This is a genomic window from Pseudomonas sp. UBA6753 (genome assembly GCF_002453565.1).
Lineage (GTDB): Bacteria > Pseudomonadota > Gammaproteobacteria > Pseudomonadales > Pseudomonadaceae > Aquipseudomonas > Aquipseudomonas putida_Z.
Genome location: NZ_DKHD01000045.1, coordinates 112,228 through 126,954, shown reverse-complemented (window position 1 = coordinate 126,954; position 14,727 = coordinate 112,228). Strand labels below are relative to the sequence as shown.

The window sequence follows — 14,727 nt, the reverse complement described above, 5'->3', positions numbered from 1 at the left end:
GGGGCGTCCTTGTGTGCTCAGCTGAAGGTATGGCGGCTCAATGGCAGGCTGCGCACGCGCTGGCCGGTCAACTGTGCGACTGCGTTGGCCACCGCCGGTGCCACCGCGGGCAACGGTGGCTCGCCGATGCCGCCCATCTTCGCCCCGCTTTCGACAATGCGTACATGCACCCTGGCCATGCGCGACGGCGGCAGGATCGGGTACAGGTCGTAGTTGCGCGCGCGCGGCTTGCCATCCACGTATACCGCTTCTTCCAGCAGTGTCTGCGACAGGCCTAGGGCGACGGCGCCGTTGACCTGGTGCTCGATGATCGCCGGGTTGACGATGCTGCCCGGGTCGATGGCCTGCCAGATGTCGTGCACCTTGACCTGGCCGTTCTCGATCGACACCTCGGCAATGACCGCTGCCTCCGAGCCGAACGGCGAGGCCATGGCCACGCCGCGCGCTCGCTTGCTGCCATCCTCGGCAGTGAACGGCCCACGTTTCCAGCCGCCGGACAGTTCGGCGACGGCCTGCAACAGGTTGGTCAGGCGCTGGTTGTCGCGCAGCAGGTGCAGGCGCAGTTCGAACGGGTCCTTGCCGCCTTTGTCGGCCAACTCGTCTAGGAACGATTCATAGAAGAAGTCGTTCAGCGAGTTGCCCACCGAGCGCCAGTAGCCGAGCATGGCCGGGCCTTTCACGTAGATCTGCGCGATGCGCTTGTTGGCGATGGCGTAGGACTTGCCCGACAACCCTTCGAGCGCGGTCGGGTCGATTTTTTCGCCTTGCTTGCCGGCGATGGCTTCGGTCGGGCCTTCGGTGGCGCTCACGGCTTCGAGGGCCACCGGCAGGCCGTCGGCATCCAGCCCGGCGCGGAACTTCACCACGGCGACCGGGCGCAGCACATCGCGGAGGAACTCCTCTTCGCGGCTCCAGATGAGTTTCACCGGCCGGCCGACCGCCTTGGCCAAGGCAATGGCCTGTGGGTAGGGGTTGGCCGAGTCGTACAGGAAGTGGCGGCCAAAGAAACCGCCCAGCAACGGTGAATGCAGGGTAATCTGCGCCGGGGCCAGGCCGGTGCGCTTGGCAATGTCGTCACGGAACATGTCCGGCGCCTGGTTGGGCAGCCACACCTCCAGGGTGCCGTCCGGGTTGAAGCGCGCCAGTGCCGACGGCGGCTCCAGCTGGGCGTGGTTGAGGTACTGGTTGTGGTAGGTTGCCTCGATCCGGGTCTTGGCACTGGCCAGCATGCCGGCCACATCGCCCTGGTTTTCGTCGTCGCGCGCCGGGCCCGTGACCGTGGCCAGGTGCTCGCGCCAGCCATCGCTGGAGAAGTCGGCCGGCATTGGCCGTACCGGGCTGTCGGCCGCGGGCTCCTTCCAGTCCACCTGAATGGCTTCGACCGCGCGCTTGGCGTGCCACCAGCGTTCGGCAACCACGGCCACGGCACCCGGCAGCTGATGCACCGAATGCACGCCCTTCATGGCCTTGACCTGGTCTTCATTGCGCAGGCTGCCGACGGTCATGCCCAGGCGCGGCGCGTGCTGCACGGCAGCGTGGAGCATGCCGTCGACCTTGATATCGATGCTGTACACAGCCTTGCCGGTGGACTTGTCGTAGGCATCCAGGCGACGTACCGGCTTGCCGATCCAGCGAAACTGGCTGGGGTCGCGCAGCTTGACGCTGGCCGGGTCCGGCACCGGCAGGTCCATGGCCCGCCCGGCCAGTTCACCGTAGGGGATGGAGCGGCCAGTCGTGGTATGTACCACGTGGCCCGGCGTGGTGGAGAGCTCTTCGACCGGCACGCCCAGCTGCTCGGCGCCCGCCTGCAGCAGCATGGCCCGGGCGAGGGCGCCCAGGCGGCGCATGGTCGGGTAGCTCATGCGCACCGACATGCTGCCGCCGGTGATGCGCATGCCATTTTCCATCACTACATAGGCTTCGCCGGGCGGCGCGCTGTCGACCACAAAATTGGCCGGGTCGACGTCCAGCTCTTCACCAACGATCTGCGCCATGGCGGTGAAGGGGCCTTGGCCACCTTCCATGAACGGGCTGAGCAGGCGCACTTTGCCGTCCGGGCGGATCTCCAGAAACGCCGGCACCTGGGTGCCGCGCTCCGGGGTTGCTGCGGCGGCTGCCTGCACGCGGGCCGACCCCATGGGCAGGCCGAAACCCAGCACCAGGGCACCGACAGCCGTGCCGGCAAGAAAGCGCCGACGCGACAGGTTGACTGTTTCGCCCAGTTGCAGCTTGAGCAGTTCGGCGGGGGTATCGACAGGTGTGTTCATCAGGCCTTCTCCCCTTGGGCCAGCTCATGCACGGCGGCATGGATGGCGTTGTAGGTGCCGCAGCGGCACAGGTTGACCATGGCTGCCTCGATCTGCGCGTCACTGGGTTTGGGCGTGTGCTTGAGCAGCGCCGTGGCCGCCATTACCTGGCCGGATTGGCAGTAGCCGCACTGGGCCACCTGGTGCTCGACCCAGGCCGCGACCACCCGTTTGCCGACGGCATCGGCCTCGATCGCCTCGATGGTGGTCACCTCGCGCCCGACCACGCCGGCCACCGGGGTGACGCAGGCGCGCACCACGTTGCCGTCCACCAGCACCGAACAGGCGCCGCACTGGGCCAGGCCGCAGCCATACTTGGTGCCGGTCAGCCCCAGGTCATCGCGGATCACCCACAGCAGGGGCGTGTCGGCGTCTGCCTCGACCTGGTAGGTCTTCTGGTTGATGCGTAGTTCCATGGTTCACCTGCCCGTCAACGGTTGCTGTCGCTTGGTTTCTTCTGATCGGGGAATACGGTGCTCCCCAGTGCAGAAACGCTAGCACAGCGGGGTGACCGCTGGTCTGCTGGCGGGGGCAGGTTCAGAGGATCAGGCAAGCAATTCGGTGAAATGCGCAAGCTTGTACCGGCCCTATCGCCGGCAAGCCGGCTCCCACCTCGGCCGTATCGACCGCAAGTCATGTGCAGTTCCTGTGGGAGCTGGCTTGCCGGCGATAAGGCCGGTACAGGCAAACAGGACTTCCGGCAGAAAAACCCGGATAATGCCGGCCAATTTCGTTTTGCACGCTTAAATCACGGTAATCCCGCATGGAAATCAAGGTCAATTTTCTCGACAATCTCCGTCTCGAAGCCAAGTTCGACGACTTCACGGTGATCGCCGACCAACCGATCCGCTACAAGGGTGATGGCTCGGCCCCGGGGCCGTTCGACTATTTCCTGGCGTCTTCGGCCTTGTGCGCGGCTTACTTCGTCAAGTTGTATTGCCAGACCCGCGACATTCCTACCGAAAACATTCGCCTGTCGCAGAACAACATCGTCGACCCGGAAAACCGCTACAACCAGGTCTTCAAGATCCAGGTCGAACTGCCCGAGGACATTTCCGAGAAGGACCGCCAAGGCATCCTGCGCTCCATCGACCGCTGCACGGTGAAGAAGGTGGTGCAGACCGGCCCCGAGTTCGTGATCGAAGTGGTCGACAACCTCGATGCCGATGCCCAGGGCTTGCTGATGCCGGTGGCGGACACCAGCACCTACATCCCCGGCAAGGACCTGCCGCTGGAGCAGACCATCGCCAACATGTCGGGCATCCTCGCCGGGCTGGGGATGAAGATCGAGATCGCCTCGTGGCGCAACATCGTGCCCAACGTGTGGTCGCTGCATGTGCGCGACGCCCAGTCGCCGATGTGCTTCACCAACGGCAAGGGCGCGACCAAGGAGGCCGCACTGGCCTCGGCGCTGGGCGAGTTCATCGAGCGGCTGAACTGCAACTTCTTCTATAACGACCAGTTTTGGGGCGAGGACCTGGCCAACGCGCCGTTCGTGCACTACCCGAACGAGCAGTGGTTCAAACCCGGCCCGCGCGATGCGCTGCCGGCCGAGATCCTCGATGAGCACTGCCTGGCAATCTACAACCCGGACGGCGAGCTGCGTGGCTCGCACCTGTACGACACCAACTCGGGCAACACCGCGCGCGGCATCTGTTCGTTGCCGTTCGTGCGTCAGTCCGACCAGCAGGTGGTGTACTTCCCGTCCAACCTGATCGAGAACCTGTTCCTCAGCAACGGCATGAGCGCCGGCAACACCCTCGCCGAGGCGCAGGTGCAGTGCCTGTCGGAAATCTTCGAGCGTGCCGTGAAGCGCGAAATCCTCGAAGGCGAGCTGTGCCTGCCGGATGTGCCGCAGGAGGTACTGGCCAAGTACCCGGCCATCGTCGCCGGCATCCAGGGCCTGGAAGAGCAGGGCTTCCCGGTGCTGGTCAAGGATGCGTCGCTGGGTGGCGAGTTCCCGGTGATGTGCGTGACCTTGATGAATCCGCGCACTGGCGGCGTGTTCGCTTCGTTCGGCGCCCACCCAAGCCTGGAAGTGGCGCTGGAGCGCAGCCTCACCGAACTGCTGCAGGGCCGCAGCTTCGAAGGCTTGAACGACCTGCCGCAACCGACCTTCGAAAGCCACGCGCTGACCGAGCCGAACAACTTCGTCGAGCACTTCATCGACTCCAGTGGCGTGGTGTCGTGGCGCTTCTTCAGTGCCAAGGCCGACTTCGAGTTCGTCGAGTGGGACTTCTCCGGCCACGGCGAGGACTCCAATGTGCAGGAAGCCGCGACCCTGTTCGGCATCCTCGAGGACCTGGGCAAGGAAGTGTACATGGCGGTGTACGACAACCTTGGCGCCACCGCCTGCCGCATCCTGGTGCCGGGTTATTCGGAGATCTACCCGGTCGAGGACCTGATCTGGGACAACACCAACCGCGCCTTGTCGTTCCGCGCCGACATCCTCAACCTGCACAGCCTGGACAACCGTTCCCTCAAGCTGCTGCTCAAGCGCCTGGACAACTGCGATGTGGATGACTACACCACCATCACCACGCTGATCGGCGTGGAGTTCGACGAGAACACGGTGTGGGGCCAGCTGACGATTCTCGAGTTGAAGCTGCTGATCTGCCTGGCGGTACAGCGCTTCGAGGACGCCAAGGAACTGGTCGAGGCGTTCCTGCAGTTCAACGACAACACTGTCGAGCGCGGCCTGTTCTACCAGGCGCTGAACGTGGTGCTGGAGGTGCAGCTGGATGAAGAACTGGAAATGGACGACTACGAAGCCAACTTCCGCCGCATGTTCGGTAACCCGCGCATGGACGCGGTGCTGGGTTCGGTGGACGGCAGCGTGCGCTTCCATGGCCTGACCCCGACCAGCATGAAGCTCGAAGGCCTCGATCGCCATCTGCGCCTGATCGAAAGCTACAAGAAGCTGCACGCGGCCCGGGCCAAGTTCGCCTGATATCTGACAGGTATTCTTTCCCCCGCAGAACGCACGGCCTTGTGGGAGCGGCCTTGTGTCGCGAAAGGGCTGCGTAGCAGCCCCAGGATTTCTGCGGTAACGCGAATATTGCTGGGGGCCGCTGTGCGGCCCTTTCGCGACACAAGGCCGCTCCCACAGGGGTAGCATGAGCCAATAGAGCTCATATGCCTTTTATCTCTGGTGTTTACACCAAATCGATCTTGTTTCACCGCTTATTATTTCTTGCCGCTTCGCCTGCCAGGCGCGTAGCGTTTTGCTCCCATCCCCTCGATCCATGGCGCGTTGACCGCCAGAAGGACCTCGGCCGCGCACAACAAGAAGGCGCAGACCATGAGCACCCCTTTGGATACCAATGCCCTCAAAGCCCGTCAGCAAGCCGCGTGGGCCAGTGGCGACTACGCGGTAATCGGCACCACCCTGCAACTGGTTGGCGAGCGCCTGGCCGAAGCCTGTGACCTGCGCTGGGACGAGCAGGTGCTGGATGTCGCCGCCGGCAACGGCAATGCCACCCTGGCTGCTGCCCGGCGCGGCTGCCGTGTCACCTCCACCGACTATGTGCCCGAGCTGCTCAAGCGCGGTGAAGAACGTGCGCGGGCCGAGCACCTCAATGTGGTGTTCCAGACTGCCGATGCCGAAGCGCTGCCATTTGCCGATGGCACCTTCGATGCGGTGCTGTCCACCTTCGGCGTGATGTTCGCGCCCGACCAGGCCCAGGCCGCGCGTGAACTGGGCCGGGTGTGCCGGCCCGGTGGTCGGATCGGCCTGGCCAACTGGACCCCGCAAGGGTTCGTCGGGCAGATGTTCAAGACCCTCGGGCGGCATGTACCGCCACCAGCCGGGGCTCTGCCGCCTTCACGCTGGGGTGATGAAGAACAGTTGCGCGTGATGTTCAAGGGGCGCTGGGCGAATTGAAGGTCAGCCGCCAGCACTTCAACTTCCGCTATCGCTCGGCGGCGCATTTCATCGAGGTGTTCCGCACCTGGTATGGGCCGGTGCACAAAGCGTTTGCCTCGCTGGAGCCGGAGGCGGCCGGGGCGCTGGAGCGGGATCTGGCGCAACTGTTGAATGAAAGCAATGTGGGCGGCGCGTCGTCGTTGGTGGTGCCGAGTGAGTACCTTGAAGTGGTGATCATTCGAGGTTGAGCCCACGGGCCAAACGCTCAGTTCTTGCACTTGGCCATCACCACCTGGCAAGTCTTCGGTGTGCCCCCTGACCGGCTTGCATAACGCACGCAGTTGTTCAGCGATTTCTGCCGGGCAATGCTCAGCGTATTGCCCCACGCGAGGCCGCCTTCGCCGGTGGTGGGGACGGCTTTGGCGAAGCAGTTGGAGCCCGTTGCGGGCGTCGCGTACCTGGCCTTGCTGGCTTTGCTGGAGCAGCCGGCGGTGAATGCCAGGCTGAAGGCGAGCAGGGTGGTCAGCGCCCAGGACGTGTAGGGGCGAATCGGTTTACTGCTCATATGCTCTCCTTACCGAGGGGCAGGACTTTGCAAACGTAAGCAAGGTGCTGCCCCTGTGGAGCGGGCTAACCCTAATGCCGGTCAGTTAAGCAAATTGGGGCCGCTTTGCGGCCCTTCGCGGGCTTGCCCGCTCCCACAGGAACTGCGCATTTTCTGAGCCTTGCACCAAACCTGTGGGAGCGGGCAAGCCCGCGAAGGGCTGCAAAGCAGCCCCAATCAAGCCGGCAAACCTTAACTGACCGGAATGAGGGTAAACCCGCGAACACTGGCAAAGCCGGTGCCATACACTGCGCAGGATATTGCATTCAAGCGAAGCGATGAACTCTTGCGTTGCACCAGATGCAGCGGGGGGCTTGCGCCAAGGCAAGGCCCCCGCGGGCGTAGCGATCAGAAGCGGTAGTTGAAGCTGGCTTCCAGCGTACGCGGTGCACCCGGGGTGATCAGGTCCACCGAACCGTGCGCGGAGGCATAGTAGTCACGGTCGAACACGTTCTTCAGGCGCAGCGCGGCATCCCACTGCGGCACGCTGTACAGCAGCGCGGCGTCGAAGGTGGTGTAGCCCGGCATCACCACCACGTTGTCGAGTGCGGTGTAGCGCTCGTCGACGTAGTTGGCGCCGGCGGCCACGCGCCATTCCGGGGTCAGGGTACGCACCAGCCAGACGTTGGCGCTGTTACGCGGCGTCAGGGTAGGGGTCTGGCCTTCGTTGGCAACGCCGTTGGTCTTGCTGTTGGACTTGGTGATCTCGGCATCCAGGTAGGCGTAGCCGGCGTAGATCTGCCACTTGTCCGTGAGCTGCCCGCTGACGGTGGCCTCGAAGCCGTCGGTACGCTGCTCGCCGGCCAGCACGGTCAGGTTGGGGTTGGCCGGGTCGGCGGTCTTCATGTTGGTGCGCTCGAGGCGGAATACCGCTGCGGTCAGCGACAGGCGGCTGTCGAGCAGGTCCCACTTGGCGCCGATTTCGTAGTTGGTGGTTTCTTCCGGCTCCAGGTGCTGGTTGGTCGGGCTGACCGCGAATACTTCGCCCGAAGGCTGGTAGCTGCGGCTGACCGACACATAGTAGGACTGGATGTTGTCCGGCTGGTAGACCAGGCCGGCACGTGGGCTCCAGGTCTTGTCGGTACGGTCGAGGTCTACGTTCTGCGCGCGGTCGTCGTCGTACTCCTGGCCAAAGATGTCATAACGCACGCCGACCAGGGCCTTCCAGTGCTCGTTCAACTCGATCATGTCCTGCACATACAGGCCGGTGGTCTGCTGGAAGTTGGTGCCCTTGGACGACAGGTTGGCGGCGTGCTCCGGCACCGGCACCAGGGCGTCGCGATACACCGGCACCTGGGCCACGTTGTTCTGGCTCAGCACCCGCTGGTGCTTGTCCTGGAAGCCCACTTCCACGCCATACAGCAGGTTGTGCTGCATGCCGGCAAGCTGCGCCTGCTGCTTGAGTTCGGTCTGGTTGAACATGCCGTACTCGTCGCGGGCGACGTTGCCACGGTTGAGCTTGACCAGCAGTTCGCCGTCAGGCGCGGTGACGAAGCGCGTCGGGCTGCTGTCGGCCAAGGTGTTGTTGCGGTCCAGGTCGTAGCGGTAGTACCGGCTGGTGTTGGTCAGGGTGAAGTCGTCGTTGATGCGGTAGTCCAGGCTGGCAGTCAGCGAGAACACCTCGCTGCGGGCGTAGTCCTGGTCGGCATCGCCGGAGCCGAAGCGTTTGTCGCGGTCCACATCTACCGGGCGGTTGCCCAGCGCCGGGATGCCGAAGTCGATCAGGCGCTTGTCGTACAGATAGGTGGCGCCCAGGTTCAGTTCCAGGTCGTCGGATAGGCGGAAGTAGGCCGACGGCGCGATGGCCTTGCGGTCGATGTAGCCATCGTCGCGGAAGGTGTCGCTGTCTTCGAAGGCGCCGGTCACGCGGTAGGCCTGGTTGCTTTGCGGGTCGGCCCAGCCGGTGTCGAACTGGGTGCGGCGCTTGCCTTCGCTGTCGAAGCTCATGCCGACTTCGCGCTTGGGCGTGAAGCTCGGCTTCTTGCTGATGCTGTTGATCAGGCCGCCCGAAGAGCCACGGCCATACAGCACGGCGGCAGGGCCCTTGATCACCTCGACCCGCTCGATGTTGGACAGGTCACGGAAGTACAGGGCGTCGTCGCGCACGCCGTCGATGTACATGTCGCCAATGGCGCTGAAGCCACGAATGGTCACCTGGTCACGCTGGCCGTCGCCGTTGGACAGGCCGACGCCGGGCACGTTCTTCAGCACATCTTCCATGGACTGCGCACCCTGGTCCTTGATCACGCTTTCGGGCACGACGTTGACGGTTTGCGGGATATCGCGCAGCGGGGCGTCGATCTTCATGGCGCTGCGGCTTTCGCTGGCCTTGTAGCTTTGCTGCTCGTAGGCGCTGGTGACGGCAGTGGCGGGCAAGGCGAGGGAACCCTGCGATTCAGGTTGGACAGCCGCGTGAACAGCAGGCACAACCAGCAGGCCCAGCATGGAAATGGATGCCGGGGCAACAGACTTTTTTGCCATTACAGGTGACTCTTTGTTGTATTTGGAGGTCACGAATAGTAATGATTTGTAAATGTAAAGCAAGTGTAAAGAGTTCGCATTTGCTGTTGCAAGGGCGCTCGTGGCAAAAAACGACAAAACGCGTCGCAAGGGGGAGGGCCGGCAATGTGCCAGGCAAGGGCTATGCTTGTTGTCGCGTGAGCATTTCACGCCCCCATCCGGTCTTGATCACATGGAAGCAGGCCTATGAATCCGATTCGTTCTCTCGCTCGTGCTGTTGCCCTTGTCACCCTGGCGTCCGCCGCCAGCTTCACGGTGCAGGCTGCCGGTATTCCCATTGGTAGCGAGGCGCTGGAAAGCCACGTCACCACGCAGGTCACGGCCATCGACCTGGCCAGCCGCCAGGTCACGGTGAAAGGCCCCGACGACAGAAAGGATGTGACCTTCCAGCTCACGGAAAAGGCCAAGGCGCTGCCCAACCTCAAAGTGGGGGACCAGGTCGACATCTACGTGACCCGTGCTGTGGCCTATGTGCTCAATCCCGAAGTGGGCGGTGCACCGAAGGCGACTGAAGAGTCCGGTACCATTCGCGCCACGGCGGACAACCCCAACCCGGGCGGCGAGGCGTTCCGTCAGGTCAAGGTGACCTCGCAGATCAAGAAGATCGACCTCAAGACGCATGAGGTGAGCCTGTTGCCGCCGGAGGGCAAGCTGCAGGTGGTCAAGGTCGAGAACCCTGACCTGCAGGCACGCATGAAGAACCTCAAGGTCGGCCAGACGGTCGACGCGATCTACACCGAAGTGCTGCGCGTCGAAACCTCGCGCTGACCATTCATTGGGGCAGGCTACGGGTTGCCCGCGCATGGATCCGCCGTGATGCCTTGCATGACGGCGGATGTCGTTCGAACAGCTGCATCACCCAATCGGGCCGAGTCTTGCTGGCATCGTTGAGCCAATTGGCAACCGAGTCCTGGGCATACTTGTTTGCTTCGGCCAGGCGCGGCACCAATAGTGGCTCGGCCACTTCGGGCGCTTGCTTGAGTGCGGCGATGTGCTCGCACCAGACGCCACGTGGGCGCAGCACCTCGATACAGAAGCGTCGTACCAGTGGGTTGCTGTCGCCGGCATGCCGGGCAAGCAGGGCCAGGGCATCATCCAGCGCTTGAGCCAGGCGCGGGCGCAGGGCTATCCAGGCCCATTCGCGCACACCAAAATGTTCATCGCGAGCAAAACGCAGCTGGGCCAGCAATGCGGCTTCGAGATCGAGCGTGCGCGACAGGTGCGCCTGGGCGAAGGCCGCCCAGCTGCGCACCGTATCGGAGCTGTGTGCGCTGCACTGCTCCATCACCTGCTGGCGCTGGGGCGCAGGTGCGGGTTCCAGCCACTGCCCAAGGGCAAGGCCGATCCCCGTGATTTTTTTTGACAGGCCCTGCGAGCATGTTTCTTCGGCGCAGGTAGCCAGTTGTTCGATCAGCGTGTCGGGCAACTGGCCTGCCAGTGCACTGACCAAGGTCCTTTGATCCACTGCCAGGCACTCGGCCAGGTTGCGGGTGGGCAACTGCCCATGGTCGATCAGGGTTGTACGTTCATCTGTCATCGAATGTGCTCCATCACATACGGTTTGGTCTGGTCTAAGCCGTGAACCCGCCGGCTCAGGCCTCGGGCCGAGGCTGCGCAGCATCCTAGCCCAATTGGCTGGTATCCATGCGGCGAATAGCATGCGTGCACACTTTCGATTTCCATGGATAAAGGGAATTTTCCGATCATCGCCTGAACATCTGTCACGAATGAGGACAGCCATGTTCAGCAAGACCTTGTGCCTTCTGGTGCTTCCCTTTGCCCTGGCGTTGCTTGCCGGTGCCGTGCTGCCGTTCCAGGCTGCGGGTAATGCCGCCGTCGGCCGGGCGCTGGGGCACTGGTTGTGGGGTGCGTTCACGTCATTGACGGTAAGTTCGCTGGTAGTGATCGCCGCGCTGCTGATCCTCAGGGTGCCGGCGCCGGACATGGGCAAGGCCTTGCAGGGGCCCTGGTGGCTGTGGGTTGGCGGTGTGCTCGGGGCGTTGTACGTGGCCGGTGCCGCGGCGCTCACCCCCAGGCTGGGCGCAGCGGGTTTCCTGGTGCTGGTGGTGGCGGGGCAGATCATCACGGCGGTGGTCGCAGACCACTTCGGGGTGATGGGGTTGGGGGGCAAGCCGCTCAACCTGGCCAGGTTGGCGGGTGTGGTGCTGATCCTCTGCGGCGTGCTGCTGGTGCAGGGCACCTGGGCAGCAGGCACGCCGGCCAGTGCCACTACTGTGGTGAAACAGCCGGAAGGCTGATCAGCGCCCCGGCTGGCTGCACGACCACACGGTTTCCCGCAGCCAGCGATGCCCGGGGTCGTCGTCCTTGCGACTGTGCCAGGCTTGCTGGTAATCGAACGAAGGAATCGCCAGTGGCGGCTCGAACTGGCGCAATGTCCTGTGCTGGTGCAGCGAGCCCACCGCGCGGCTGGCCACGGTCAGGATCAGGTCGGTGCCGGCCAGCACCTCGACCGCCGCACTCCAGTGCGGCAAGGCCAGGGCAATCCGCCGACGCAGGCCTTGCGCGGCCAGGGCGCGTTCGATTTCATCGAAGGCATCCGGGTGCATGGCCATCAGCACATGCGGACGGGCCAGCCAGTCGGCCAGGGCCAGGCCGCCGCTGGCCGGCAGCACCTGGCGGTCGGCAACGCTGATGAAGCTGTCGGTGAACAGCGGCTGCGCAGTAATGGCCTGGGGCAGGTCCGGGAAGATGCCCAGGGCCAGGTCCAGTTCACCATCGAGCAACTGGGCCAGCATGGTTTCGCGGCTGGCCTGGCTGATGGCCAGGTCCACCCCGGGCGCGACCTGGCGCAGGTGGCGCAGCAGGGGTGGCAGGATGATCCGCGAGGAATAGTCGGACAGCGAGAGCCTGAAGCGACGCTGGGCCTTGGCCGGTTCGAACTGTGGGGCGGCCAGCAGGCCGTTGAGGTTGCCCAGGGCGTCGTGCAGTGGTTTGGCCAGCGATTGGGCGCGGGCGGTCAAGGCCATGCGGCCGTTCTGGCGCACCAGCAAGGGGTCGTCGAAGTGCTTGCGCAACTGCGCCAGGGCATGGCTTACCGCCGGTTGGCTGCGGTGCAGGCGCAGGGCGGCGCGGGTCACGTGCTTTTCGCTCAGCAGGGCGTGCAGGGCGAGCAGCAGGTTGAGGTCGATCTTGCGTAGTTCATCCATGGTGCGAATGGTCTTGGTTGTGTCTGGCAGTTTTCATCAGCTTAACAAATGCCCAAGACCGCTTTTATAGAACGACACATGACGTATTGGTTTAGTGAGGTTCTGTAGGAGCAGCCTTGTGCTGCGAAGAGGCCGGGACAGGCCGTAGGCCTGTAGCGCTGACCGGGTGCTGAGGCACTGAGCGAATTGCTGCAAGGGGTGCAGAAATCATCTGCATCCCGCCTGATTGTTCAACTTTCCCCGCCTGATTAGCCTGACTCGAACACCCATCCAACAGGATTCGATCATGGCTACCCGCATCGTTCTCAACAGCACCGGCACCGCCGATGTCATGCAGCTTGAACACTTGCAAGCACAAGCCCCAGGGCCCGGCCAGGTCTGGCTGGAACAGACGGCCATGGGTGTCAACCCGCTCGACCTGTTGCAGCGCAGGGGCGGTGCCCCACTGGACTTGCCTTCCGGGCTGGGGCTGGAAGGGGCTGGGCGGGTTGCTGCCGTCGGCGAAGGGGTACATGACGTGCAGGTTGGCGACCGGGTCGCCTATGCCATGGGCCCGGTTGGCGGTTATGCCAGCGGCCGCCTGTACCCGGCCGAGCGCCTGGTCAAGCTGCCGCCGCAGCTGGATGACCAGGCCGCTGCCGCCGTGCTGTTCAAGGGCATCACGGCGCAGTACCTGCTGAAGACCACCTATGCCGTGGGCCCGGGTAGCCAAATGTTGTTGTACGGTGCCGCCGGTGCCTTGGGCCAGCTGATGGCGCCCTGGGCGCGGCACCTGGGGGCGACGGTGATCGGCGTGGTATCACGCCCGCAGAGTGTGGCAAGGGCGCAGGCAGCGGGTTGCCACCATGTGCTGGTGTTCGACGCGGCAACCTTGGCCGGCCAGGTCCGCGAGCTGACCCAGGGCCAGGGCGTGGACGTGGCCTATGACTGTGTCGGCAAGGTATCGCTGCAAGCCTCGTTGGACAGCCTGCGGGTGCGTGGCTTGCTGGTGTCGTTTGGCGGCACCTCCGGCGCGCCGGCGGCCATCGAGGTTGCCACGCTCAACGCCAAGGGCTCGCTGTACCTGACCCGGCCCTCGCTGGCAGCACACACCCGCACGGTCGAAGAGTATCAGCAGCGCGCCGTCGATGTGCTGGCGGCGGTCGCCGAGGGTATCATCCAGCCTCGGGTCTGGCGTGCCTACCCGCTGGCCGACGCGGCCCGGGCCCACGGGGACCTGGAGCAAGGGCAGTCGGAGGGCGCGCTGGTCCTTACTGCCTGATAGCCGACTACCACCTCTACTGCCTTGTGCCGAGCCTTGCCATGGATGCCTTCGACAGCCGCCGCGCCGATGAACTTGCCACCTTGCTGGCGCTGCACGAGCAGGGCTCGTTTGCCGCTGCCGGGCGGCAGCTGGAGCGCCACCCCACGGTGCTGTCGAAGCGCCTGAGTGCACTGGAGGTGCGCCTGGGCATTCGCCTGGTGGAGCGCAGCACGCGGCAACTGCGCTTTACCGATGAAGGCGAGCGGCTGGTGGCCAAGGTGCGCGAGGCCAACCGGCTGATCGCCGAAGCCGAACAGGAAGCGGCCGAAGGGGCGGCGACAGTGCGTGGGCGCCTGCGCCTGGCATTGCCGGCAGCCATGGGCCGGCGCTGGTTGAGCGGGATGCTGGCCGATTTCGTGCTGGCCTACCCGCAGGTGATGGTGGAGGCCGAGTATGCCGATCGTTTCGTCGACCTGATCGGCGAGGGTTTCGACGCCGCCATCCGCATTGGCGAGCTGGCTGACAACCGCCTGGTGGCCAGGAAGCTTTGTGATCACCTGCGCATCCTGTGTGCGTCGCCCGAGTACCTGGCCCAGCATGGCGCACCTGGGCAACCGGAGGATCTTGCTGGGCACAATTGCTTGGGTTTCAGTGGCTTGCGAAGCTTTCCTGAATGGCGGCTGATGAGTGGTGGGCGACAGGTGAGTGTCAAGGTTGCCGGCAACCTGCGCAGCAACGACAACGAAGCCCTGCTGGAGGCGGCGCGGCGTGGCGTTGGCATCCTGGCGGGAGGGGACTGGCTGATGGGCGAGGACCTCGCCGCCGGGCGCTTGGTGCGGGTGCTGCCGCAATGGCAACTGGATGTGGCGGCGGGCATTTACCTGGTAAGGCCGACCGCGCGCCTCAACACTGCCGCCCTGGTGGCTTTCAAGGCGTGGCTGGAAGCACGCTTCGAGGCCGGCGCACCATGGCGGCTATAGAATTGCACATAACTAATTGAATTAGCAGGGACCCTGTGGGAG

The 14,727-nt window shown here is 64.3% G+C and carries 11 protein-coding genes and 1 pseudogene; 6 read left to right on the top strand and 6 right to left on the bottom strand.

What is annotated here, in order from left to right:
* Positions 1–17: 17 nt before the first annotated feature.
* Positions 18–2,267, bottom strand: a complete 2,250-nt coding sequence (locus B2790_RS17910) for a xanthine dehydrogenase family protein molybdopterin-binding subunit (RefSeq protein ID WP_286919379.1) — start codon at positions 2,265–2,267, stop codon at positions 18–20.
* On the bottom strand, positions 2,267–2,722 hold the full coding sequence (locus tag B2790_RS17905) for a (2Fe-2S)-binding protein (RefSeq protein ID WP_003259224.1): 456 nt from the start codon (positions 2,720–2,722) through the stop codon (positions 2,267–2,269). Before B2790_RS17905 ends, B2790_RS17910 begins: the two co-directional genes overlap by 1 nt.
* 347 nt (positions 2,723–3,069) lie before the next feature.
* Between B2790_RS17905 and B2790_RS17900 the strand changes: the two genes are divergently transcribed.
* Both B2790_RS17900 and B2790_RS17895 read left to right on the top strand, forming a co-directional pair.
* Positions 3,070–5,256 carry an OsmC domain/YcaO domain-containing protein gene (locus tag B2790_RS17900; protein WP_286919378.1) on the top strand — a complete coding sequence of 729 codons (2,187 nt, stop codon included), beginning with the start codon at positions 3,070–3,072 and terminating at the stop codon, positions 5,254–5,256.
* A gap of 351 nt (positions 5,257–5,607) precedes the next feature.
* Positions 5,608–6,419 (top strand): annotated as a pseudogene (locus tag B2790_RS17895) (class I SAM-dependent methyltransferase).
* Between the two features lie 17 nt (positions 6,420–6,436).
* Here B2790_RS17895 and B2790_RS17890 read toward each other — a convergent pair.
* Entirely contained in the window at positions 6,437–6,736 is a 300-nt protein-coding gene (locus B2790_RS17890; RefSeq protein ID WP_286919377.1) for a hypothetical protein, read from the bottom strand.
* Positions 6,737–7,123: 387 nt separating this feature from the next.
* Complete coding sequence (locus tag B2790_RS17885) at positions 7,124–9,256, bottom strand: TonB-dependent receptor (RefSeq protein WP_178080890.1); 2,133 nt, start codon at positions 9,254–9,256, stop codon at positions 7,124–7,126.
* 225 nt (positions 9,257–9,481) lie between these two features.
* Between B2790_RS17885 and B2790_RS17880 the strand changes: the two genes are divergently transcribed.
* The gene (locus B2790_RS17880) at positions 9,482–10,063 is read left to right on the top strand and encodes a hypothetical protein (protein ID WP_286919376.1); all 582 of its coding nucleotides are present in this window, start codon (positions 9,482–9,484) and stop codon (positions 10,061–10,063) included.
* 4 nt (positions 10,064–10,067) lie between these two features.
* Here B2790_RS17880 and B2790_RS17875 read toward each other — a convergent pair whose 3' ends face one another.
* Positions 10,068–10,832 (bottom strand): hypothetical protein, encoded by a 765-nt coding sequence (locus B2790_RS17875; RefSeq protein ID WP_286919375.1) that lies wholly within the window; start codon positions 10,830–10,832, stop codon positions 10,068–10,070.
* A 202-nt stretch (positions 10,833–11,034) separates the two neighbouring features.
* Here B2790_RS17875 and B2790_RS17870 point away from each other — a divergent pair, with 202 nt between their 5' ends.
* Positions 11,035–11,553: a DMT family transporter gene (locus tag B2790_RS17870; RefSeq protein ID WP_286919374.1), complete on the top strand. Its 519-nt coding sequence runs from the start codon at positions 11,035–11,037 to the stop codon at positions 11,551–11,553.
* On the opposite strand, the gene B2790_RS17865 is transcribed toward B2790_RS17870, so the two are convergent.
* Complete coding sequence (locus B2790_RS17865) at positions 11,554–12,462, bottom strand: LysR family transcriptional regulator (RefSeq protein ID WP_286919373.1); 909 nt, start codon at positions 12,460–12,462, stop codon at positions 11,554–11,556.
* A gap of 286 nt (positions 12,463–12,748) precedes the next feature.
* Between B2790_RS17865 and B2790_RS17860 the strand changes: the two genes are divergently transcribed.
* Together B2790_RS17860 and B2790_RS17855 are read left to right on the top strand one after the other, a co-directional pair.
* Positions 12,749–13,723: a quinone oxidoreductase family protein gene (locus B2790_RS17860; RefSeq protein WP_286919372.1), complete on the top strand. Its 975-nt coding sequence runs from the start codon at positions 12,749–12,751 to the stop codon at positions 13,721–13,723.
* Positions 13,724–13,764: 41 nt separating this feature from the next.
* Positions 13,765–14,685 carry a LysR family transcriptional regulator gene (locus B2790_RS17855; protein WP_286919371.1) on the top strand — a complete coding sequence of 307 codons (921 nt, stop codon included), beginning with the start codon at positions 13,765–13,767 and terminating at the stop codon, positions 14,683–14,685.
* Positions 14,686–14,727 lie beyond the last annotated feature (42 nt).

Bases quoted from the DNA above. Each gene is read 5' to 3' on its own strand.
- B2790_RS17860 (WP_286919372.1), top strand. From the start codon at position 12,749: ATGGCTACCCGCATCGTTCTCAACAGCACCGGCACCGCCGATGTCATG.
- B2790_RS17865 (WP_286919373.1), bottom strand. From the start codon at position 12,462: ATGGATGAACTACGCAAGATCGACCTCAACCTGCTGCTCGCCCTGCAC.
- B2790_RS17885 (WP_178080890.1), bottom strand. From the start codon at position 9,256: ATGGCAAAAAAGTCTGTTGCCCCGGCATCCATTTCCATGCTGGGCCTG.
- B2790_RS17900 (WP_286919378.1), top strand. From the start codon at position 3,070: ATGGAAATCAAGGTCAATTTTCTCGACAATCTCCGTCTCGAAGCCAAG.
- B2790_RS17905 (WP_003259224.1), bottom strand. From the start codon at position 2,722: ATGGAACTACGCATCAACCAGAAGACCTACCAGGTCGAGGCAGACGCC.
- B2790_RS17880 (WP_286919376.1), top strand. From the start codon at position 9,482: ATGAATCCGATTCGTTCTCTCGCTCGTGCTGTTGCCCTTGTCACCCTG.
- B2790_RS17910 (WP_286919379.1), bottom strand. From the start codon at position 2,267: ATGAACACACCTGTCGATACCCCCGCCGAACTGCTCAAGCTGCAACTG.
- B2790_RS17890 (WP_286919377.1), bottom strand. From the start codon at position 6,736: ATGAGCAGTAAACCGATTCGCCCCTACACGTCCTGGGCGCTGACCACC.
- B2790_RS17870 (WP_286919374.1), top strand. From the start codon at position 11,035: ATGTTCAGCAAGACCTTGTGCCTTCTGGTGCTTCCCTTTGCCCTGGCG.
- B2790_RS17875 (WP_286919375.1), bottom strand. From the start codon at position 10,832: ATGACAGATGAACGTACAACCCTGATCGACCATGGGCAGTTGCCCACC.
- B2790_RS17855 (WP_286919371.1), top strand. From the start codon at position 13,765: ATGGATGCCTTCGACAGCCGCCGCGCCGATGAACTTGCCACCTTGCTG.